This window comes from Mycolicibacterium grossiae (assembly GCF_008329645.1).
Classification (GTDB): Bacteria; Actinomycetota; Actinomycetes; order Mycobacteriales; family Mycobacteriaceae; genus Mycobacterium; species Mycobacterium grossiae.
Genome location: NZ_CP043474.1, coordinates 2,179,940 through 2,201,012, shown reverse-complemented (window position 1 = coordinate 2,201,012; position 21,073 = coordinate 2,179,940). Strand labels below are relative to the sequence as shown.

General features: G+C 71.0%; 16 protein-coding genes. 7 read left to right on the top strand and 9 right to left on the bottom strand.

Annotated elements, in window-relative coordinates; translation table 11 throughout:
* Positions 1–2: 2 nt before the first annotated feature.
* The 5 genes from FZ046_RS28305 to FZ046_RS10560 all read right to left on the bottom strand — a co-directional run bounded on the left by FZ046_RS28305 (position 3) and on the right by FZ046_RS10560 (position 4,494).
* Positions 3–299 carry a WXG100 family type VII secretion target gene (locus FZ046_RS28305; protein WP_407664457.1) on the bottom strand — a complete coding sequence of 99 codons (297 nt, stop codon included), beginning with the start codon at positions 297–299 and terminating at the stop codon, positions 3–5.
* 3 nt (positions 300–302) lie between these two features.
* Entirely contained in the window at positions 303–587 is a 285-nt protein-coding gene (locus FZ046_RS10575) for a WXG100 family type VII secretion target (RefSeq protein ID WP_070351266.1), read from the bottom strand.
* A gap of 116 nt (positions 588–703) precedes the next feature.
* Positions 704–2,272 (bottom strand): serine/threonine-protein kinase, encoded by a 1,569-nt coding sequence (locus FZ046_RS10570; RefSeq protein ID WP_070351265.1) that lies wholly within the window; start codon positions 2,270–2,272, stop codon positions 704–706.
* Positions 2,273–2,477: 205 nt separating this feature from the next.
* The gene (nagB, locus tag FZ046_RS10565) at positions 2,478–3,251 is read right to left on the bottom strand and encodes a glucosamine-6-phosphate deaminase (RefSeq protein WP_070351264.1); all 774 of its coding nucleotides are present in this window, start codon (positions 3,249–3,251) and stop codon (positions 2,478–2,480) included.
* A 25-nt stretch (positions 3,252–3,276) separates the two neighbouring features.
* Positions 3,277–4,494 carry an ROK family transcriptional regulator gene (locus FZ046_RS10560; protein WP_211372274.1) on the bottom strand — a complete coding sequence of 406 codons (1,218 nt, stop codon included), beginning with the start codon at positions 4,492–4,494 and terminating at the stop codon, positions 3,277–3,279.
* Between the two features lie 106 nt (positions 4,495–4,600).
* On the opposite strand from FZ046_RS10560, the gene FZ046_RS10555 reads away from it, so the two are divergent.
* Positions 4,601–6,034, top strand: a complete 1,434-nt coding sequence (locus FZ046_RS10555; protein WP_070351263.1) for an APC family permease — start codon at positions 4,601–4,603, stop codon at positions 6,032–6,034.
* 293 nt (positions 6,035–6,327) lie between these two features.
* Positions 6,328–9,849: a carboxylic acid reductase gene (car, locus tag FZ046_RS10550; protein ID WP_149484244.1), complete on the top strand. Its 3,522-nt coding sequence runs from the start codon at positions 6,328–6,330 to the stop codon at positions 9,847–9,849.
* A gap of 66 nt (positions 9,850–9,915) precedes the next feature.
* Here car and mgtA read toward each other — a convergent pair whose 3' ends face one another.
* The gene (mgtA, locus tag FZ046_RS10545) at positions 9,916–12,561 is read right to left on the bottom strand and encodes a magnesium-translocating P-type ATPase (protein ID WP_099045797.1); all 2,646 of its coding nucleotides are present in this window, start codon (positions 12,559–12,561) and stop codon (positions 9,916–9,918) included.
* Positions 12,562–12,587: 26 nt separating this feature from the next.
* Between mgtA and FZ046_RS10540 the strand changes: the two genes are divergently transcribed.
* The 4 genes from FZ046_RS10540 (at position 12,588) to FZ046_RS10525 (ending at position 15,862) form a co-directional block, all read left to right on the top strand.
* Positions 12,588–12,944 (top strand): ArsR/SmtB family transcription factor, encoded by a 357-nt coding sequence (locus tag FZ046_RS10540; RefSeq protein WP_083297950.1) that lies wholly within the window; start codon positions 12,588–12,590, stop codon positions 12,942–12,944.
* 150 nt (positions 12,945–13,094) lie between these two features.
* The gene (locus FZ046_RS27380; protein WP_070351261.1) at positions 13,095–13,373 is read left to right on the top strand and encodes a hypothetical protein; all 279 of its coding nucleotides are present in this window, start codon (positions 13,095–13,097) and stop codon (positions 13,371–13,373) included.
* A gap of 30 nt (positions 13,374–13,403) precedes the next feature.
* Positions 13,404–14,396, top strand: coding sequence for a VWA domain-containing protein (locus tag FZ046_RS10530; RefSeq protein WP_070351260.1), 993 nt, complete (start codon positions 13,404–13,406; stop codon positions 14,394–14,396).
* Complete coding sequence (locus FZ046_RS10525; protein ID WP_070351259.1) at positions 14,393–15,862, top strand: LCP family protein; 1,470 nt, start codon at positions 14,393–14,395, stop codon at positions 15,860–15,862. The genes FZ046_RS10530 and FZ046_RS10525 overlap by 4 nt, the downstream gene beginning before the upstream one ends.
* 8 nt (positions 15,863–15,870) lie before the next feature.
* Here FZ046_RS10525 and FZ046_RS10520 read toward each other — a convergent pair whose 3' ends face one another.
* Entirely contained in the window at positions 15,871–16,878 is a 1,008-nt protein-coding gene (locus FZ046_RS10520; RefSeq protein WP_070351365.1) for a VWA domain-containing protein, read from the bottom strand.
* A 95-nt stretch (positions 16,879–16,973) separates the two neighbouring features.
* Between FZ046_RS10520 and FZ046_RS10515 the strand changes: the two genes are divergently transcribed.
* Positions 16,974–17,867 carry a cytochrome c oxidase assembly protein gene (locus tag FZ046_RS10515; protein ID WP_246182961.1) on the top strand — a complete coding sequence of 298 codons (894 nt, stop codon included), beginning with the start codon at positions 16,974–16,976 and terminating at the stop codon, positions 17,865–17,867.
* Here the strand turns inward: FZ046_RS10515 and FZ046_RS10510 are convergent.
* Together FZ046_RS10510 and FZ046_RS10505 are read right to left on the bottom strand one after the other, a co-directional pair.
* The gene (locus FZ046_RS10510; RefSeq protein WP_070351257.1) at positions 17,857–19,143 is read right to left on the bottom strand and encodes an ABC transporter ATP-binding protein; all 1,287 of its coding nucleotides are present in this window, start codon (positions 19,141–19,143) and stop codon (positions 17,857–17,859) included. The two genes, FZ046_RS10515 and FZ046_RS10510, sit on opposite strands and share 11 nt — an antisense overlap.
* Positions 19,144–19,153: 10 nt before the next feature.
* Positions 19,154–20,896 (bottom strand): ABC transporter permease, encoded by a 1,743-nt coding sequence (locus FZ046_RS10505; protein WP_070351256.1) that lies wholly within the window; start codon positions 20,894–20,896, stop codon positions 19,154–19,156.
* Positions 20,897–21,073 lie beyond the last annotated feature (177 nt).

The following is a 21,073-nucleotide window of genomic DNA, read 5'->3' as shown; positions in this document are numbered from 1 at the left end:
CTTCACCAGCAGCGCGGCCGGAACTGCCCGAGAGCCGACGCACCCTCGCGCAGTGCTGCTGCAATCGCTTCGGCATACTCGGCAACCTTCGACGCGTCGGCGTTGGCGCGGCCGAACATCGCGCTCGCCGCGTCGTGCGAACGACCGGACCACGCTCGCGTCTCCGGCATCCGTTGGCACGCGGTGTCGATCCCGCGCACCGCATCAGAAACCAACTCGGCCGCAGCGCTCACGGCCCAAGCGGATGCGGACAACGCATCGGGGTTCCAGCTCTGCAGAGTCGTCCGAGACGGCAACATCGGTCAGAAGAGCCCGTCGAACTGTCCTGCCAGCGCGTCGTCGGCCACTTCGTAGGCGTCTCCGGCACCTCGGACGGCCGTCCCCATCTTCACGACGTTCTGTGACAACTGTTCCAGCACGTGAGTGAAGTGCTCGCCTACCGTGTGCGCCGCCCATTGCGTCGTCGACCCCGGCAGGGCGTCGCCGGCCGACGAGAGCTTCTCGGCCACCCCGCCTGCGCCGATCTCTCGAGCAGCGACGTCGACCTGGCCGGCGAAGGCGCGCAGTACGTCCGGATCGACCAGCATGCTCGCCCCCGCTCGCGTTCGTCCGACTAGGCGACCGCCCCCCACTACGGCACGTCGCATCTACGAGTATGCGAGAACGTCACCACCCTCGATGACACTTCTTTCGGCGCGGCGACCTACCGCGCCCCGTACTCCAACGCAGGATCCGCCTCCGACCCCCGGCTGCTCGAGATCGTCAGCATGTCGGGCCGGACCTGGTAGCGCGAGCCGTCGGCCGGGTTGACCGCGTCGAAGCCGCCACCGGCGGGCACCGCGTTCTGCAGCACCAACTGCGCGCCGTCGCTCAGCCGTTCGCCGCGGTAGTAGTAGCTCGACGGCCCCGTCTGGCAGATGATCGCCAGCGAGTTCGCCGTCCGGATCATCGCTGCGGGCTCGCTGCCGGCGTCGCAGCGCGCCGAATGGCCGACGAAGCCTTGCGCGTCCGCGCCGGACACCCCGGAGATCGTTGACGCGCTCGCCGAGGTGGACGTCGACGTGGTGGTGGAGGTGCGGGAAGACGTCGTCGAGGACGTGGCAGTTTCGGAGTCGGACGTACTCGGCGTCGCCTCCTCCGCGGACGTCGTCGGCGGGACTGCCAGCGGGGTGCGCGGCGCCGACTCGCTCGACCCGCCGCCGGTCGTCACGATCACCGCGGCCAGCACGGCCGCCAGGGCGAACATCGCGAACGTGCTCAGCAGCAGCGCCTTCTGCGTGCGGGTCAGACCCTTCTTCGGCGGCGCGGCGTGCGGGGGCGGCAGCGGCAGCGACGGCTGCGACACGTACGCCCGCTGGTCACTCGCCGCGAACTGACGCGTCCGGGGCGGCCCGCTCGGCGGTGGCACGACCGGAGGCGGCGGTGCCGCCACCCGTCCGGACGCGGCGCCACCCGCTGCGCGCGCCAGCTCCCCCGCCGAGGCGTACCTGCCCCGGGGATCCTTCGCCATCCCCTTGGCGATCACGTCGTCGAACGCCGGGGGCACGCCGCGGCGCATGATGCTCGGCCGCGGCGGCACCGAGAACAGGTGCGCGCTCATCACCTGCCGCAGGTCGCCCGCCTCGAACGGCGCGCGCCCGGTCAGGCATTCGTAGAGCATGCAGGTGAGCGAATAGACGTCCGACGCCGGACCGCCGGGCTCACCGTTCAGCCGCTCGGGCGCCATGTAGGCACACGACCCGATCACCAGCCCGGTCTTCGTCACCGACGCCTCGCCACCGCCGTACGCGATGCCGAAGTCGACGAGGTAGGCGAAGTCGTCTGGCGTCAGCAGCACGTTCTCCGGCTTGATGTCGCGGTGCACCAGCCGGTTGGCGTGCGCGGCGTCGAGCGCCGCTGCCACCTGGCCGATGATCGACACCGTCCGCCCGTGCGGCAGCGTCCCGTGGTTGCGCAGTTCGTCCTTGAGGCTCGCGCCCTCGACCAGGCGCATGTCGATGTAGAGCACACCGTCGATCTCGCCGAAGTCGTGCACGGGGATCACGTGCGGATCGTGCAGCCGCGCGGCGATGCGCGACTCGCGGCGGAAGCGGTCGCGGAAGGTTGGGTCAGCCGCGACGTCGGGCCGCAGCAGCTTCAGCGCCACGACCCGTTCGCGCACCGTGTCGTAGGCGCGGTACACCTCGCCCATCCCGCCGATCCCGATGACGGCCTGAAGCTCGTAGGGACCGAACCGCGAACCCAGACGCGAGTCGACACCCGGGGAGCCCATAGTCCTTCCCTTCACTCGTTCGTGACGGCACTCACACACGCCACATCGCGCTGATCATGATGGTGTTCCCCATCCGACCGTAATAAACCCGCCCCCGACGCGGGCGACCTGCGACGACGCCGAAGTCGCGGCAGCGCAAGCCAATTGCTTCGGTGCCACGCTACACAAGACGAGTGAGAAGGTGGTGACCAGCGAGAGCGAAGAACTAGCCCCGCGTCGGCTTGTACTCCTGGGTGTACCGGTAGAAATCCGCGTTCTCCAGCCGGACCGCGGCCGCTTCGTCGACCACGACGGTGACGCGCGGGTGCAGCTGCAGCACCGAGGCCGGGCAGCTCGCCGTCAGCGGCCCTTCGACCGCCGCGGCGACCGCGGCCGCCTTGTGCTGGCCGGTCGCGATGAGCACCAGGTGGCGGGCCGAGCTAATGGTGCCCAGCCCCTGGGTGATGACGTGCCGCGGCACCTCGTCGATGCTGTCAAAGAATCGCGCGTTGTCCTGGCGGGTCTGCTCGGTCAGCGTCGTCACCCGCGTCCGCGAGCCCAGCGAGGAGCCCGGCTCGTTGAATCCGATGTGCCCATTCACGCCGATGCCCAGCAGCTGCACGTCGATCGGCCCGGACTCGGCGATCGCGGCGTCATAGCGGTCGGCGGCGGCGAACACATCGTCAGCGACACCGTCCGGACCGTGCACCCGCGCGGAATCGATGTCGACGAGCTCGCTGAACCGGGTCCGGATGAAGTACGCGTACGACTGGTTGTGCTCGGGCGGCAGCCCGACGTACTCGTCGAGCAGGAACGCCTGGACGTCGGCGAAGCTCAGGCCCTCCTCGCGGTGGCGGCGGATCAGCTCGCCGTACACCGACAGCGGCGACGACCCCGTCGCCAACCCCAGCGTCCGGGCTCCCGACCGGACGGCGCGGTCGAAGACCTCGGCGACGGTGACGCCGCACGCGGCGTCGTCGGGCTCGATGATGACGTCCAAGGTCCTCTTCCTCTCCTACGGCGGCTCAGGCGTCGCCGGCCGAGCGGCCCAGCACGCGGCGGTCGAACACCAGATCCCACGCCGTGCCCATGGCGGTGGCGATGGCCCCGACGAGCACGGCGTCATCCCCTAGATGCCCACCCACGACGTCGGGAACCAACGGGATGGTCTCGGCGAGTTCGCGGCGCATGGGCTCGGCGAGCAGGTCGACGTTGCGGCCGATGCCCCCGGCCAACACGATCAGCCCGGGATCGAGCACGGCGGTCACCACGGCGACCACCCGCGCCAGCGTGGACGCCTCGTCGGCGACCACCTGGGCCGCACGGGTGTCGCCGGCGCGCGCCGCGTCGAAGACCGCCTTGGCCGTCGGCAGGTCCAGTCCCGCCACGCGCGCGGCCGCCACCACCGCGTCGCCGGCGGCCACCACCTCCACCGGGCCGGGACGGTGCGCCGTGACACCTGCAGGCACTCGGCCGTAGGGCAGGTCGGCGATCTCCCCCGCCGCGCCATGAGCCCCTCGGAACAGCCTGCCGCTCACCAGGATCCCCATGCCGATGCCGGTACCGACGGTCAGGCACGCCACCACGTCGACTCCCTGGGCGGCACCTCCGGCGTGCTCGCCGACCGCGCACAGGTTCGCGTCGTTCTCCACGAGCACCGTCGACCCGTTCGCACCGAGCAGCGCAGTCAGCTCGCCGAGCAGGCCGCGCCGTTCCCAGCCGGGCAGGTTCGGCGAGCGGTGCACGCTGCCGGTTGCAAGGTCCGGGATGCCGGGGGTGCCCAGCACGGTCACCACGATGTCAGCGGCGTCGAGGCCCGCTTCGGCGACGGCGCGGCCGACGGCCTCGCCGACGAGCCGGACCAGCATCGTCCCCGAGCGGCTGCGGTTGGGTTGCTCGACCCGGGACACGACGGTCCCGTCGAGGTCGGCGACCGCGACGCGCAGCACCCGACGGCCGATGTCGACGCCGACGATGTGGCCCGCCTCCGGCGCGGAACGGTAGACAACGGCCGCGCGCCCCGGGCGGTCGGCACGCCGTCCGACCGACTGCACCAGGCCGTGCTGCTCGAGGTCCAGGAGCGCTTGCCCCACCGTGGGTTTCGACAGGCCGGTGCTCGCCGCGATCTCGGGACGCGTGGCGTTGCCGTGCTCGCGCAGCCGGTCCAGGACGAGACGCTGGTTGAGCGCACGCATGTTCGCCGGGGTGCCGGCCTGGGGTGCCGCACGACCGTCCACCGTCACCTCCCGTCGCTTTCGCCCGCGGACCTCGTCGTCCGAACTCTCGCACACTCGCGCCGAGTATGTTAAGAAACTTTCCTAACAAACGAAACTTCGGAGGAGGTGCGCCGTGACTTCACCCTCGACCGGTGCCGACGCGTCCGCGCAGCCCACGCTCGAACGACAGATCGGCCCCCTGCAGGCCACCGCGATCAACATGACGCAGATGTGCGGCATCGGTCCGTTCGTCACGATCCCCGCCATGGTCGCCACCATCGGCGGGCCCGAGGCGATGTTCGGCTGGATCATCGGGGCAATCCTGTCCCTCGCCGACGGCCTCATCTGGGCCGAACTCGGCGCCGCGATGCCCGGCGCCGGCGGCACCTACATCTACCTGCGCGAGGCGTTCCAGTACCGCACCGGCCGGCTGATGCCGTTCCTCTTCGTGTGGAGCGCGGTGCTGTTCATCCCGCTCATCATGAGCACCGGCATCATCGGCCTGGTCCAGTACCTCGGCTATTTGATCCCCGGCGTCACCGACGCGTCGGGAAACACCGCGCTGGGCAAGGTGATCGGCGTCGGCATCACACTGCTGATCATGGTGGCGCTGTTCCGCAAGATCGGTCAGATCGGCAAGCTCACCACGGTGCTGTTCGTGGTGATGCTCGTCGCGGTGCTCAGCACGATCGTCGCCGCCTTCAGCCACTTCAGCGCCGCGCAGGCGTTCGCGTTCACCCCCGGCGCCTTCGGCGGCCACGGCACCTTCTGGGCCGGGCTCGGCGCCGGCCTCATCATCGCCGTCTACGACTACCTCGGCTACAACACCACCGCCTACCTCGGCGGCGAGATGCGCAACCCCGGCCGCACGATCCCGCGGTCCATCGTCGCCGCGATCCTCGGCATCATGAGCCTGTACTTCCTGCTGCAGATCGGCGTGCTCGGCTCGATCCCGCTCGAGGAACTCAAGACCGCGACGTCGGTCGCCTCGACGGTGCTGGAACAGGCGTGGGGCTCGACCGCCGCGCAGATCATCACCGGCCTGATCGTCGTCGCGGCCGTCGGCTCGGTGTTCGCCGGACTGCTCGGCGGGTCGCGCGTGCCGTACGAGGCCGCGCTCGACAAGGTCTTCCTGCCCGTCTTCGGCCGCCTGCATCCCCGGCTGCACCTGCCCACCTACGGCGTCCTGGCCATGGGCGTCATCACGATCATCGGCTCGCTGTTCACGTTGACGACCATCATCAACGCCGCCGTCGCGACGCTGCTCATCATCCAGTCGCTGGCCCAGGTCGCCGCGATCGTCGTGCTGCGGCGCCGGCAGCCGAACCTGGTGCGCCCGTACCGGCAGTGGCTCTACCCGGTGCCGACGATCGTCGCGGGCCTCGGCTGGGTCTACGTCTACTTCTCGGCGACGTGGCTGTCGATCGGCCTGTCGCTGGGCTGGGTCGCCATCGGGTGCGTCGCGTTCCTCGTCTACGCCCGGACCGAGCGCACCTGGCCGTTCGGCCCCAAGGAGATCAAGGAGGCCTTCGCCTCCGACGCGGTGAGCGAGCCGCGGCCGGCGTAGCCGCCGACCGGTGCGGTGAGCAACGTCACCCGGGCGATCGGTGCTCGGGAACGCCTCCCGTCGGTGTTTGCCGGGTTCGACGAGTGCCCGCGTCCGGCCCTGGTGAGGGGGTCGGCGTCGCGTGGGCGCGGCCTCCGCGCGTTGCCGACGGCACCGTCGCCGCCGTCGGTGAGCCTGCGCTGACAGCAGACTCACAGGAATACATAGGTTCTCTATCTTACTTTCGATGAGTAGGGCACAGCGTCGTGCTCACTGCACCCGAACTGAATATCGATTGTCAGAGGAGACATCACATGTCAGCTCCCGCCACTGATCGCGAGGCGCGACTTCAGGACCGCTTCCAGCGATTGACCTCTGGCGACGCGCAACTCATCGCCGCTGCACCCGACGCTGAAGTCACCGCCGCCCTCAACGCCGAGGACACCGTCCTCGCCGACGTCATCCGAACCGTCATGACCCGCTACGCCGACCGCCCGGCCCTCGGCCAGCGCGCGGTCGAGTTCGTCACCGACGCCGACGGCCGCACGGTCGTCGAGTACCAGCCCCGCTTCGACACCATCACCTACGGCCAGACCTGGACCCGCATCAAGGCGCTCGCCGACTCACTCGCCGGCAACCCCGTCCAGCCCGGCGACCGCGTCGCCACGCTCGGCTTCAACAGCCCCGACTACGCGATCGTCGACATGGCGCTGTCCATCGCCGGCGCCGTCGCGGTCCCCCTGCAGACCAGCGCCCCCGTCGCGCAGCTGCACCCGATCCTCGTCGAGACCGAGCCCGTCGTGATCCTCTCCAGCGTCGACCACCTCGCCGACGCCGTCGAACTCGCGCTCACCGCCTACGCGCCGCAGCGCGTCATCGTCTTCGACTACCACCCGCAGGTCACCGACCACCGCGAGGCCGTCGAGGCCGCCAACGCCCGCCTAGCCGAGAAGCAGGTCACCGTCGAGGCGCTCGCCGACGTCATCGCCGCCGGCCCCAAGCACACCGACGGCCCGGAGATCGTCCGCAGCCACGACGACGACCTGCGCCTGCTCATCTACACCTCGGGCAGCACCGGCACCCCCAAGGGCGCCATGTACACCGACCGGCTGATGGCCAACTGCTGGCGCGGCTGGTTCGCCCCCGAGTGGGACACCGAGGGCAAGCTGCCTGCGATCACGTTCAACTTCATGCCGATCAGCCACGTCATGGGCCGCGTCATCCTCTACTCCTCGCTCGGCGCGGGCGGCACCGCCTACTTCGCCGCCAAGAGCGACCTCTCCACGCTGCTCGACGACCTCGCCCTGGTACGTCCCACCAAGCTCGACCTGGTCCCCCGCATCTGGGAGATGCTGTTCCAGGAGATCCAGAGCATGGTCGACCGCCGCCTGACCGACGGCGCGGACCGCGACGAGGTCGAGCAGCAGGTGCTCGCCGAGCAGCGCGAGAAGATGCTCGGCGGACGGCAGTTCTCGGCGATGACGGGTTCCGCGCCCATCTCCCCCGAGCTGCGCGCCTGGGCCGAGGACTTCCTCGACATCCACCTCATCAACGGCTACGGCTCCACCGAGGACGGCGTCGTCCTCGTCGACGACACCCTGCGCCGCCCGCCGGTGCTGGACTACAAGCTCGTCGACGTCCCCGAACTCGGCTACTACGCCACCGACCGGCCGTACCCCCGCGGCGAGCTGTACCTCAAGTCGCGCGACCTGATCCCCGGCTACTACAAGCGCCCCGAGATCACCGCCGAGCTGTTCGACGACGAGGGCTGGTACCACACCGGCGACGTCATGGCCGAGATCGGACCCGATCAGCTCACCTACGTCGACCGCCGCAACAACGTGCTCAAGCTGTCCCAGGGCGAGTTCGTCACCGTCTCCAAGCTCGAGGCGGCCTACGGCGGACACCCCGCCATTCGGCAGATCTTCGTGCACGGCAACAGCGCTCGCTCCTACGTGCTGGCCGTCATCGTCCCGACCGACGACGCACTCGCGTCGGTAGGTGGCGACGTCGAGGCCGTCAAGCCGGTGCTGGCCGAGGCGCTGCAGAGCATCGCTCGCGAGGCCGGCCTGCAGTCGTTCGAGATCCCCCGTGACTTCCTGGTGGAGACGACGCCGTTCACGCTGGAGAACGGTCTGCTGACCGGCATCCGCAAGCTGGCCCGGCCGCAGCTCAAGGCGCGCTACGGACCGGAACTCGAGCAGCTCTACATCGACCTCGCCGACGGCCAGGCCGACGTGCTGCGCGAGCTGCGCGCCGACGGCGCCAACCGCCCGGTGCTCGAGACCGTCGCCAAGGCCGCGGGCGCGCTGCTCGGCGCCGCGTCGACCGACCTCGCCGGTGACGCCCAGTTCACCGATCTGGGCGGAGACTCGTTGTCCGCGTTGACGTTCGCGAACCTGCTCAACGACATCTTCGCCGTCGACGTGCCGGTCGGCGTGATCGTCAGCCCGGCCAGCGACCTCGCGTCGATCGCCGCCTACGTCGAGGCGCAGCTCGGCGGCGGGTCCAAGCGGCCCACCTATGACGCCGTGCACGGCCGCGACGCCACCGAGGTGCACGCCTCCGAGCTGACGCTAGACAAGTTCCTCGACGAGGCCACGCTGGCGGCCGCACCGTCGCTGCCCGGCCCGGCCCGCGAGGTCCGCACCGTGCTGCTCACCGGCGCGACCGGCTTCCTCGGCCGCTACCTGGCGCTGCAGTGGCTGGAGCGGATGGACCTGGTCGACGGCAAGGTCATCGCCCTGGTCCGTGCGAAGGACGACGACGCTGCCCGCGCCCGGCTGGACGCCACGTTCGACAGCGGCGACCCGACGCTGCTGGCGCACTACCGGGAGCTGGCGGCCGACCACCTCGAGGTGCTCGCCGGCGACAAGGGAGAGGCCAATCTCGGCCAGTCGCAGCAGGACTGGCAGCGGCTGGCCGACACCGTCGACCTCATCGTCGACCCGGCCGCCCTGGTGAACCACGTACTGCCCTACAGCCAGCTGTTCGGCCCCAACGTCGTCGGCACCGCCGAGCTGATCCGCATCGCGCTGACCACGCGGATCAAGCCCTTCGTCTACGTCTCGACCATCGGCGTCGGCGACAGCATCACGCCGGGCACCTTCGTCGAGGAGACCGACGTCCGGCAGATGAGCGCCACCCGCCCAGTCAACGACGGCTACGCCAACGGCTACGGCAACAGCAAGTGGGCCGGTGAGGTCCTGCTGCGCGAGGCCAACGAGCACTACGGCCTGCCGGCCTCGGTGTTCCGCTGCGACATGATCATGGCGGACACCACCTACGCCGGACAGCTCAACGTGCCGGACATGTTCACCCGCATGATGCTCTCGCTGGTCGCGACGGGCATCGCGCCGAACTCGTTCTACGAGTTGGACGCCGGCGGCAGCCGGCAGCGGGCGCACTACGACGGCCTGCCGGTCGAGTTCATCGCCGACGCGATCTCCACCCTGGGCGCCAACGTGACCGAGGGCTTCGAGACCTACCACGTGATGAACCCGTACGACGACGGCATCAGCATGGACACGTTCGTCGACTGGCTCGTCGACGCCGGCTACCCGATCACCCGGGTGCCCGGATACGACCAGTGGCTGGACCGGTTCTCCACGGCGCTGCGTGCGCTGCCGGAGAAGCAGCGCCAGGCGTCGTTGATCCCGCTGCTGCACAACTACCAGCGTCCCGAGCACCCGGTGAACGGGTCGCTGGCGCCCGCGGACCACTTCCGCGCGGCCGTGCAGGAGGCGAAGATCGGCCCGGACAAGGACATTCCGCACCTGTCCGCCCCGGTGATCGTCAAGTACGTCACCGACCTGGAGCTGCTGGGCCTGCTCTGATCCTCGAGAACCACTGCGGTGGGATCGCGCACGGCGCGGCCCCACCGCAGTGGGCTGTCCGTGGTGTCACGCGGGCTCCCGGTAGAGGCGCAGCACCAGCGCGGCGGTCGCGCCGTACGCGAGCAGGATGCCGACGAGGACGCCCACGTACCCGAGGCTGATGGGCTGCATGCGCAACGGGTTCGCCAGCGGGCTCAGCGGCAGCAGACACCCGACCACCGCAGCGAGGCCGGCGGCCAGTACCACGACGCCGGCCGGCCGCCGCGCGCGGCCGGCACCCGCGCCGCGCCGCAGCACCTGCACCACCAGCAGCTGAGACAGCAGGCCCTCGAGGAACCACCCGGTGCGGAACGCCACCGCATCGTGCGCACCACCGAACATCCGCCACAGCACCACGAACGTCACCACGTCGAAGACCGAGCTGAGCGCGCCGAAGGTGACCATGAACCGCAGCAGCCCGTCCGGCCGGAACCGCCGCGGCGCGCGAATGCGGTGATCGCCAACCCGATCCCAGGCCAGGGCGAGCTGCGCACCGTCGTAGAGCAGGTTCTGCACCAGCAGCTGCACCGGCAAGATCGGGACGAAGGGCAGCAGCACGCCGGCCGCGACGATCGACATCGCGTTGCCGAGGTTCGAACTCGCCGTGATCTTCACGTACGTCATCACCGTGACCAGCGTCCGACGCCCCTCGCGCACCGCCTCGGCGAGCACGGCGAGGCTGGGGCGCACCAGCACGACGTCCGCGACGTCCTTCACCGCCTCGCCCGCCGTGTCGGCGGCGATGCCGGCGTCCGCCGCGCGCAGCGCCGCGATGTCGTTGACACCGTCGCCGAGGAACCCGACGACCAGGCCGCGGGCACGCAGCGCGTCGACGATCCGCCGCTTGTGTGCGGGGGTGAGTTCGGCGTACACCGCCACCGATTCGACCGCGGCGCCGAGTTCGTCGTCCGCCATGCGGTCCAGGTCCCGGCCGCACAGCGCACCCGCCACGGGCATGCCGACGCAGCGTCCGACGTCCACCGCGACCGCGCGTGCGTCCCCCGTGAGCATCCGCACCGACACCCCGAGACCGCCGAGTTCGGCCAGCACGTCCGGCGCATCGGTGCGCACCGGGTCGACGAGGGTGATGAAACCGACGAGCACCATGTCCCGTTCGTCGTCGGCGTCGTACCGGGCGACGCGGGGCGCCGTCGCGCGCACCGCGACCGCCAGCACCTGACGCCCCGCGGCGTGGGCCCGGGCGACGACTGCCAGCGCCTCGGCCCGTCGCTCGGCGGTCAGCGCCGTCACTGCACCGGCCGTCCGCAGCGCCGTGCAGCGCTCCAACAGCACGTCGGGATCACCGTGGCAGATCAACCGGTCCCGGCCACCCGGCTCGCGCACGATGACACTGGCGCGTCGGCGGTGATGCGCGAACGGCACCTCGTCGACGTGCCCGTAGCCGTCGGGATGCCGAACCAGCCCGTCCGCCGCCGCGGCGATAGCATCGTCGAACCGGCCGTGGCATTCCTGACGCAGCCGCACGGCGGTGGCGGCGTACCGCGCAGGCAGGGCATCGGGCAGGCCACCGGCATCCATCGCCTGCGCGAACACCACGCGGTCCTCGGTAAGCGTGCCGGTCTTGTCGACGCACAGCACGTCCATGGCGCCGAGGTCGCCGATGGCGTCCAGTCGCGCGACGATCACCTCACGGCGGGCCAACCGGGACGCACCCACGCCGAGCGCCGCCGACACGATGACCGGCAACATCTCCGGAGTCAGCCCGACTGCGACCGCCACCGCGAGCACCGCCGCCTGCGTCCAGCCGCCGTCGATCGCGCCGCGCACGACGAATACGACGGCGGCCATCACCAGCATGGCCCGCACCAGCGTCCACACCACCGAGTGGACGCCGAGATCGATGCTCGACCGACGCGGTAGCACGGCCACCTCGCGGCGCACGGTGGCCGCGTACGTCGCCGCGCCGGTCGCCACCACCACCCCGGTTCCCGTCCCCGTGACGACGGCACTGCCCGCGAGGCACAGCCGCGACAACGCCGGCACCGTCGGCGCGGTGTCGTCCTCGCCGGGATGCTTGTCCACCGGCCGGCTCTCGCCGCTGACCACCGACTGATCCACCGACAGCCCGACCGCCGCCACCAGCCGCACGTCCGCCGGTACCCGGTCGCCCGCCTCGAGGATCACGACGTCGCCGGGCACGACGTCCTCGAGCGGCACCTCGCGGGCAGCGGGCTGGGCGTCGGCGCTCCACCGCCGGCGGACCGTCGCCGTACGGTGCTGACGGTCGCGGAGTGCGCGGACGGCCCGCGACGACCGTCCGTGGTGCCAGCAGCGCAGGGTGACGGCCGTGAGCACCACCAGCGCGACGATGACGGTGCCGCGGAGATCGCCAAGAGTCGCGAAGACGGCGCCGAGCACCGCGAGCAGCACCACGAACGGACTGCGGACGGCCACGACGGCGCGGACGCGCAGGGACGCGTCATCCCCGTCGGGCGCGCGGTTCTCGCCGAACCGGGCGAGTCGTTCGGCCGCCTCGTCCTCGGTGAGGCCGCGGGGTGTCGACGAGTTCTGCTTGTAGAGTGCGAAATCGGTGGACAGCGCCAGCGCCCGGAAACGCTCGTCGGCGGACGGTGACCCGGAGACCGCCCGCGCCGAGCCGCTCACCGCGCACCGCGGTGCGGGACGTGCGCCGGCGGCGACGACGTCGCACACTGGGGTCGACGCGAGAAGGGCGAGTGATGTCGGTGAGCAGGAGTCGACGGTCGGACGACGACGTTCCCGATGCCCGCTTGCTGCAGGACGTCGCCGGGATGTTCGCCATGCTGGCGACGCCGGTGCGGGTCCACATCCTCTGGCTGCTGGCCCAGGACGCCCGCGACGTCGGCACCCTGGCCGAGGAGACTGGACAGAGCCTCGCCACCGTGAGTCATCACCTCAACAAGCTGAAACTGGCGGGGCTGGTACGCGATCAGCGCGACGGCAAGCGTCGCGTGTACGTCGTCGAGGACCCCAGCGTCATCGACCTGCTGCATGCCGGGGTGCGTGGTCGACGCGGCGAGTCGGCGGTCGAGAGGCCGCGGCGTCGCCGCGCCTGATCGGCGGTGCACGACCCCGATGGTCGGTGAACTCGCTGTGGCACGGCTGTCCGCCGCCCGTGCACTCGTTGTCAGACGACGCCGCCGATCCACGACCTATCGGTCAAGTGATCGTTTGACTGTTTGACTGATTGGCGGTCTCATGGAGTCATGCACCGCATCACGCGTCCGTCATCCCTGTCGTCGCTCGTCCGGCTCGCGGCGAGCGCACTGGCCGCCGCCGCCCTGGTCGGCGTCTGCCTGCACGACGCCGGCCACGCCGCGTCCCCCGGCATCGCCCTGACCGGCTCCGGCCACGCCGCCAGTACGGCCCCGTGGACGCAACCGTCGGCTGCCGCCATGAACGTCGGGGACACCGCCACCACGACGACCACGCCACCGTCGCTGCCCGCGACGACCAAGGCCGTCCCCCCGAAGGCCGGGAACTAACCCCGGCCGCGCGGCTCCCCAGGCATCCGCGTGCCGAATCCGGTGACGTGGGCGACGGCGCACTTCGCCAGCCCGGCATGGACGGTGTTCGTCGTGGTCCCCGTCCTCGTCCTCGCCAGCTACGCCGCGGTGCGACGCCACACCCATCGCCGCCTGAGGCGCTTCGTCGGGGCGGCCGCACCCGCCGCCCCGCGGACCCGGATGCGCCACCTGCCGGTGATCGCCTTCGTCGCCGCGCTCGTCGCACTGACCGTGGCCCTGGCCGAACCGGAACGCGACCGCCGCATCCCGCATGACCTGGCCGTCGTGATGCTCGTCATCGACGTCTCGCCATCGATGAACGCCACCGACGTCGCCCCGACCCGGCTGCGGGCCGCCGAGCGAGCGGCGACGACATTCACCGACAACCTTGGCGCCGGAGTGAACCTGGGCCTGGTCGCGTTCTCCGGCAACGCCGACGTCGTCGTCTCGCCGACCCCCCGTCACGACGCGACGACCCGGGCACTCGATGCGCTGTCGACCGGTGACCACACCGCCACCGGGCAGGGCATCTTCGCCGCCCTGTCGGCCATCGACACCCTCGGATCGGTGTGGGCGCAGACGGGATCCCCACCGCCGCCGGCCCGCATCGTGCTGCTGTCCGACGGCGAGGAGAACGTCCCCACCAATCTCGACGCGCCCCAGGGCGCCTACACCGCGGCCCGACTCGCCGCGCAACGCCACGTCCCGGTGTCCACCATCAGCATCGGCACGCCGGACGGTCACGTCGTCGTCGACGACCACAGCACCCCGGTTCCCGTCGACGCCGCCTCGATGCGGCAGATCGCCGCACTGTCCGGCGGCCGGTCCTATGACGCCGATGACACGGCGTCGCTGGCGCGGGACTACAACGGCATCACCGACGAGATCGGCTATCAGACCGTCCGGGTGCCCGACGGCACGCGCTGGCTGCGTGGCGCGACGGTGCTGGCCATCCTCGCGGCGGCCGGTGGCCTGGCGATCAACCGGAGGCTCCCCGCATGACGTCGCACCGAGCGCCGACGCGCCGCCCGCCAGGTCACGGCCACAACGCATCCCGTCGCATCCTGCGCCCCGTCCTCGCCCTCGCCTCGGCCGTGGTCGTGGCGGTTTCGGGCACGCTGTGGTGGACCGGCCGCAGCATGCTCGGCGACCTCCGGGTGTCCCAGGCTCTCGGAACCACGGCGCACCCGCACGCCGACGGACCTATCGACGTCCTGCTGATCGGGCTCGACTCACGTCGAGACCTCGACGGCAACGACCTGCCGCCGGCGATCCTGAACCAGTTGCACGCCGGCGATTCCGAGAGCGGCGGCTACAACACCAACACGCTGCTGCTGGTGCACGTGAACGCCGACGACCGAGTCGTGGCCTTCTCGATCCCGCGCGACGACTACGTGGCCGTGAGCGACGTCCCCGGCTACGGTCACATCAAGATCAAGGAGGCGTACGGCCTGGCCAAGGCAGACGCCGAGGAACGACTCGTCGCGGCCGGCGACACCGACCGGGCCGATCTCGAACGCCGCGGCCGGGAGGCCGGGCGCACTGCCACGTTGGCCGCCGTCCGCGACCTCACCGGAGTGACACCCGACTACTTCGCCGAGGTGAACCTCGCCGGCTTCTACGACCTCGCCGCGGCACTCGGCGGCGTCGACGTCTGCTTGAACGCACCCGTCCAGGACGATTACTCGGGCGCCGACTTCCCCGCCGGGCGCCAACGCCTCGACGCCGCACAGACACTGGCCTTCGTGCGGCAACGCCATGGCCTGACCAAGGGCGACATCGACCGCACCCACCGCCAGCAGGCATTCCTGGTGTCGGTGCTCGACGACCTGAACCGCGCGGGCACCTTCGCCGACCTCGCCAAGCTGGGTCCCCTGCTCGACGTGGTGCGCCGCAACGTCGTGCTCTCCGCCGGATGGGACACGGCGATGTTCGCCCGCATCGGCGACATCGCGCGCACCCGCGCCATCGAGTACCACACGTTGCCCGTGCTGCGGTACGACGAGATCGACGGCAGCGACGTCAACATCGTCGACGCCGCTGCCATCAAGAGCCAGATCAGAGCCGCGACTTCGGCTGCCGCACCGCCCGACGGCCCGACGGCGCCCGCGACGACGACCGTCGACGTCATCAATGCGTCCTCGGTCGAGGGCCTCGCCGGACGCACCTCCGCGCTGCTGACCGCTCGCGGATTCGTCGGCGGAGAGACGCGTTCGGCACTTCCCGACGACTCGTCGACGACGGCCATCGTCTACGGGCCCGGCACGGGCCAGGACGCCACCACGATCGGTGACCTCGTCGGCATCGACTCGGTGAGTTCCGACGACCGCATCCCGGCCGGCCACGTGGTGGTGACGCTCGGTCCGGGCTACGCGCCGCCGGTCGCCGGGGCACCGGCGCGCCCGTCCTCGCCGACGCCCGCCACCGACGCGGTGACGTCCGGCACCGGGATCCCGTGCGTCGACTGATCTCTCGGTCAGGCCGGCAGTCGCCGGTTGATCAGGACCGTCGCGAGCGCAGCGGCGGCCAGCACGAGCGCGCCCAGGCGCGTCCACCCGGCGCCGGTATCGGACGGGACCGTCTGATAGCCGATCACCGTCTGCAGTGTGTCGTACACCTTCTCCAACTCTCGCTCACTGGCCGCGTGATACGCCTTGCCGCCGGTGATGTCGCAGATCTTCTGCAGCGTCGTGTCGTCCACCGGCACCGGCACGGACTCCCCGTTGACGTCCACCACCCCCCGCGGCGTACCGAAGGACACCGTGGAGATCGCGACGCCCTGATCGCGCGCCGTGCGGGCCGCGGTGAACGCCCCGCGCGGGGCCTCGGGATCGTTCGGCACGGTCTCGGCGCCGTCGGACTCCAGCACGATCCGTGCCGGTGGTGGTCCGCCGTCGTCGGCCAGCAGTGCGTCGGTTGCCGAGATCGCCTGCAGCGCCGTGAGAATGCCCTCGCCCGTCGCCGTGCGCTCCGCGGTCTGCAATCCGTCGATCGCCGCCTCGACGGTCTGCCGGTCGGTGGTCGGTGGCGCCAGGACCGTGGCGGTTCCGGCGAAGGCAACCAGCCCGAGGTGGATGCCGGGGCTCAGGCCCTCCGCGAACGCCTTGCCCGCGGCCTTCGCCGCCGCCAAGCGATTCGGGGCCACATCGACGGCGGCCATCGACTCCGAGACGTCGATCACCAGCATGACCACCGCCCGGTTCTGCGGGATCCGCACGGTTGCCCGAGGCGCCGCCATCGCCACGGTCAGCGCGGCCAGCGCCGCGATCGTGAGCGCCGCGGGCACGTGGCGCAGGGGTCTGCGCCGGGTCGGGGCCACGGTGTCGAGGACCGCGAAGTTCGGGAAGCTCAGCACCCGACGTCCGCGCCTGCGTTGCAGCACCACGTAAGCGGCGAGCAGCACCGCGACGGCACCGAGGTTCAGCAGGAACCACGGGTGCTCGAAGGCGGTGAGCGACAGCGCACCGAGGACGGGAAGGGTCACGGGCACGCCCCACTCGACAACCGGTCAAACACTCAAGCGATACTACAAGTGAATCCGACGGGCGCCGGATGCGTCGCCATCACCCGGGAGGTGTCGTGAACCTGGTCGTCGCCTCGACGTCGGTGTCGGCGGTGCTCGCCTGCGCCACGCTCGGCGGGGGCTACGCCGTCTGCCGACGCCGCTCGACGTCCGGCAGCACGGCGCGTGCCCTGTGCTTCGCGACGGGTCTGGCCGCGTGGCTGGCCGTCGCCGTCGATCCATTCGCCACGGTGGCGGTGCAATGGTTCTGGGCACGCGCGGTGCAGGTCGTCGTGCTGCTCTACCTCGCGCCGCTCTGCCTCGCCCTCGGCGCACCGCTCACGGTGGTGCGCGACGCGCTGACGCCGACGGCCCGCACGCGCCTGACCCGCGCACTCGCCTCGCATTCGCTGCGCGGACTGTGTGCGCCCCCGGTCACCTCCGCCGCGATGCTGGCGCTGCCCTGGCTGCTGTACCTGACCGGCTGGTACGCCGCAGCCCTGACGAACCCGGCCGTCGGCGTCGCCACCACTGTGGCGCTGCTAGTGGTCGGCTTCGCGTACTTCTACGCGCGTCTGCAGGTCGACCCCGTGCCGCGGCGCTACACGCCGCTGCTCGCCATCGGCATCAGCGCGGTCGAGTCGCTCGCCGACGGCGTGCTCGGCCTGGTGCTGTGGCTCGGTCCGGTCATCGCCACGGAGTACTACGGCGCCCTGCACCGCAGCGGTGGTCCCGATCCCAGGACCGACCAGACGCTGGGAGCCGGCATCCTGTGGCTGCTCGGCGACGTGCTCGGCATTCCGTTCCTGCTGGTGTTGTTGCGCGCGCTCGGACGGCACGAGCGTGCCCAAGCACAGCGGGTGGATGCCGCTCTGGACGCCGAGCGGGGCGTCGCGGACTCGACCTCGACGGAGGGCACCGCCCTGTGGTGGGAGCAGGACCCGCACCTGCGTGAACGATTCAGGCGCTGAGCCGGTCCGGATCGCTGATCACGTCGGACGCGGCGTCGTAGTCGAACAGCTCGCCGTAGCGTCCCCACGCGATCGCCGTCTCCACCTGCCGGCGGGCATCGGCCTCGCCGAAGCGGCGGCGCAGCAGGTCCACGAAGAACGCCGACGTGATGCGACCCTCGTCGCTGGCGTCCAAGGTGCTGCACACCGAGCGCACCAGCACCGCGTGCCGCCGCGCCGCACCGGCGAACATCTGCTTGCTGTCCTGGATGTCCGCGGTGGTGAAATCACGTCCCGTGGGGGTGATCTCGACGTCGGCGGCCGCGACCGTCACGAAGCCCAGCATCGCGGCACCGTCGACGAGTGGCAGCAGGTCGTCGATGTCGAAGTGGAGCCGCGCGGCGATGTCGGGGAGGTCGACGCGCCCGCCGTTGGCCGCGACGATGTCGACGAGCCCGGCGATCCCCTCGACCGACGCCGCAGGCAACGGGTCGCTCGTCGGCGTCACCGCGGCTCGCGGCTCCTGGCCCGTGCCGGTGAGCACGCCGTAGACGGCGTCCACCAGCGCCGTGAACGCCCGCGAGCGGCGGTCCCGCGGGCGGGACAGATCCACCTTCACCTCGGCACGGATGCGCCCCGGGTCGGCCTCCAGCACCACGATGCGGTCCGCGAGTTGGACGGCCTCGGCAATGTTGTGGGTCACCAGGCACATCGCCCGGCCCCGCGCGTCCGGCTCGGCCCACAGGGTTTCGATCTCGTCGCGCAGGTTGTCCGCCGTCAGGACGTCGAGCGCGGAGAACGGCTCGTCCATCAGCAGCACCTCGGGATCGAGAACGAGAGCGCGCGCAAAGCCCACACGCTGGCGCATGCCGCCGGACAGCTCGCGCGGGAAGGCCGACTCGAACCCGTCCAACCCGATGACGTCGATCGCGCGCAGGGCCCGCTCTCGCCGCTCGGCGGGTGCCACTCCGCGGGCGACGAGACCGAGTTCCACGTTGTCCTGCACCGTCAACCACGGCATGAGCGCGAAGCTTTGGAACACCATGGCGGTATCGGGGTCGACGCCGTCGACCTCTGCACCGCGGTGGCGCACCGACCCGGCACTCGGGGCGATGAGGCCGGCGACGATCCGCAGCAGCGACGACTTCCCCGAACCGGACCGGCCGAGCAGTGCGACGATCTCGCCGCGTCGCAGCTCGAGATCGACGCCGTCGAGCACCAGCCGCTCGGCACCGGGCGGCCCGAAGCCGAGGCTGACGTCGCGCAGGGCGATGAGCGGCTCTTCTTCGCGGAACATGGCAACTTCCTCAGGTTGGGGCGTAGCGGCGTTGGGCCAGTGCGTGAACGGGTCGCCAGAACAGGCGGTTGGTGGCAACGACGAACGCGCTCATCACCAGGACGCCGAGCAGGGTGCGCGCACCGTCACCCGCGGCGGTCGCGTCGGCGACGTAGGAACCCAGACCGCGGGCGGTCAAGGTCGAGCCGTGATAGGACACCACTTCGGCCACGATCGAGGCGTTCCACGCGCCACCGGCCGCGGTGATGGCCCCGGTGACGTAGCTCGGAAACACCGCGGGGCCGATCAGCGTGCGCCATCGGGCCCGCCGGGACAGGCCGAGGATCGTGGCGGCCTCCCGCAGGTCGTACGGGATGGCACTGGCGCCGGCGATGACGTTGAACAGCACGTACCACTGCGAACCCAGCGCCATGAGCAGGATTCCGCCGATGCCAAGGCCGACGTGCGTGGCGATGAGCGCCGCGGTCACCAGCGGAAACAGGAAGTTGGCCGGAAAGGACGCGAGCACCTGCACGACCGGCTGGGCGAGTCGGGTCACCCGCGCGTTCAGGCCGATCCACACGCCCACCGGCACCCAGAGCAGCGTCGCGTCGAGCATCACGACGATGACGCGACCGAATGTCAGCAGGCCGAGCGTCGCGGCCCGACCCACCTCCGCGAGCCCGAGCCGCATCTCGAGGAAGGCCAGCACCCGGTAGCCGCCGTAGGCGAGGACGACCGAGAGCACGGTTCCGGCCGCACGTCGCTGCACCACCACCGCCGTCGATGGCGGCCGCGGTGCGCGGTCGGCCACGCCGGATACCGACGCCACGCGGTCCAGGGCATACCAGGCCGCGGTCAGCGGTGCGCGCAGCAGCCGCGGCAGGTGGGAGCGTCGGAGGACCGTCAGCAGCGCACTGCCGGGTGCGTCGGCCGGTACTGCGTCGCCGATCCGAAACCGCCCCGACCACACCGTGAGTGGGCGCCAGAATAGGGCGTTGACGGCGACGATCATCACCACCATGACGCCGACCGCGAGCGACACCCGACCGAGGTCGCAGTCGTCGCCGGCCGCCGCGACGTAGGCGCCGATGCCCGGCAGCGCCACCTGCCGGCCGTTGACGCTCAGCGCCTCCGATGCGGTGAGGAAGAACCAGCCCCCGCCGAAGCTCATCATGCCGTTCCAGACCAGGGGGATCATGCCGGACGGCACGTCGACCCGCCAGAACCGTTGCCAGCGCGAGAGCCGCAGCAGTCGCGCCGCCTCGTCGAGTTCACGGGGTTGCGTAGTCAGCGAATGATGCAGGGCGAACGCCAGATTCCACGCTTGCGAGGTGAAGATCGCGAAGATCGACGCGCACTCGAGGCCGAGTTGGGAGCCGGGGAACAATGCGATGAAGCCGGTGACGGTGACGGAGAGGAACCCGAGGATCGGTACCGACTGCAGTACGTCGAGCAGCGGCAGCAGGACCTTCGCGGCACCCGGGATGCGGGCGGCAGCGGTGGCGTAGACGAGCGCGAACGCCACCGACAGCCCGAGCGCGACGAACATCCGTAGCAGCGAGCGGGCGGCGAAGTAGGGCAGCGCAGACGGGTCGGTCGACACCGACGCCGCGGCGGTCGCCGTGGTCCACGGCACGGTCGCGCCGCTCGCGGTGCGCACCACCAGCCACAGCACGGCGGCTACGCCCACGAAGACGGCCACGTCGGCGGCCTGACTGCGACGGCGCGGAATCAGTGCGGCCGATCCGCGCACGGAGGAAAGTGACGTCACGATGCGTCCTCTCGGTGGACGAGACGGGAGACGACGCGTCGGCGCGAGAAGCCGTGGTGCACTCGCGGGGCGACGCGGGGAACGGGTCAGACGCCTCCGCGCACACCGTCGCTCAGCGCAGGAGGACGGCAGGGCAGAGGCGACGCGTACTTCCCTCGATCACGAGGCCACCTCCCT

Bases quoted from the DNA above. Each gene is read 5' to 3' on its own strand.
- FZ046_RS10570 (WP_070351265.1), bottom strand. From the start codon at position 2,272: ATGGGCTCCCCGGGTGTCGACTCGCGTCTGGGTTCGCGGTTCGGTCCC.
- FZ046_RS10525 (WP_070351259.1), top strand. From the start codon at position 14,393: ATGACGTCGCACCGAGCGCCGACGCGCCGCCCGCCAGGTCACGGCCAC.
- FZ046_RS28305 (WP_407664457.1), bottom strand. From the start codon at position 299: ATGTTGCCGTCTCGGACGACTCTGCAGAGCTGGAACCCCGATGCGTTG.
- FZ046_RS10575 (WP_070351266.1), bottom strand. From the start codon at position 587: ATGCTGGTCGATCCGGACGTACTGCGCGCCTTCGCCGGCCAGGTCGAC.
- FZ046_RS10540 (WP_083297950.1), top strand. From the start codon at position 12,588: ATGTCGGTGAGCAGGAGTCGACGGTCGGACGACGACGTTCCCGATGCC.
- FZ046_RS10510 (WP_070351257.1), bottom strand. From the start codon at position 19,143: ATGTTCCGCGAAGAAGAGCCGCTCATCGCCCTGCGCGACGTCAGCCTC.
- FZ046_RS27380 (WP_070351261.1), top strand. From the start codon at position 13,095: ATGCACCGCATCACGCGTCCGTCATCCCTGTCGTCGCTCGTCCGGCTC.
- car (WP_149484244.1), top strand. From the start codon at position 6,328: ATGTCAGCTCCCGCCACTGATCGCGAGGCGCGACTTCAGGACCGCTTC.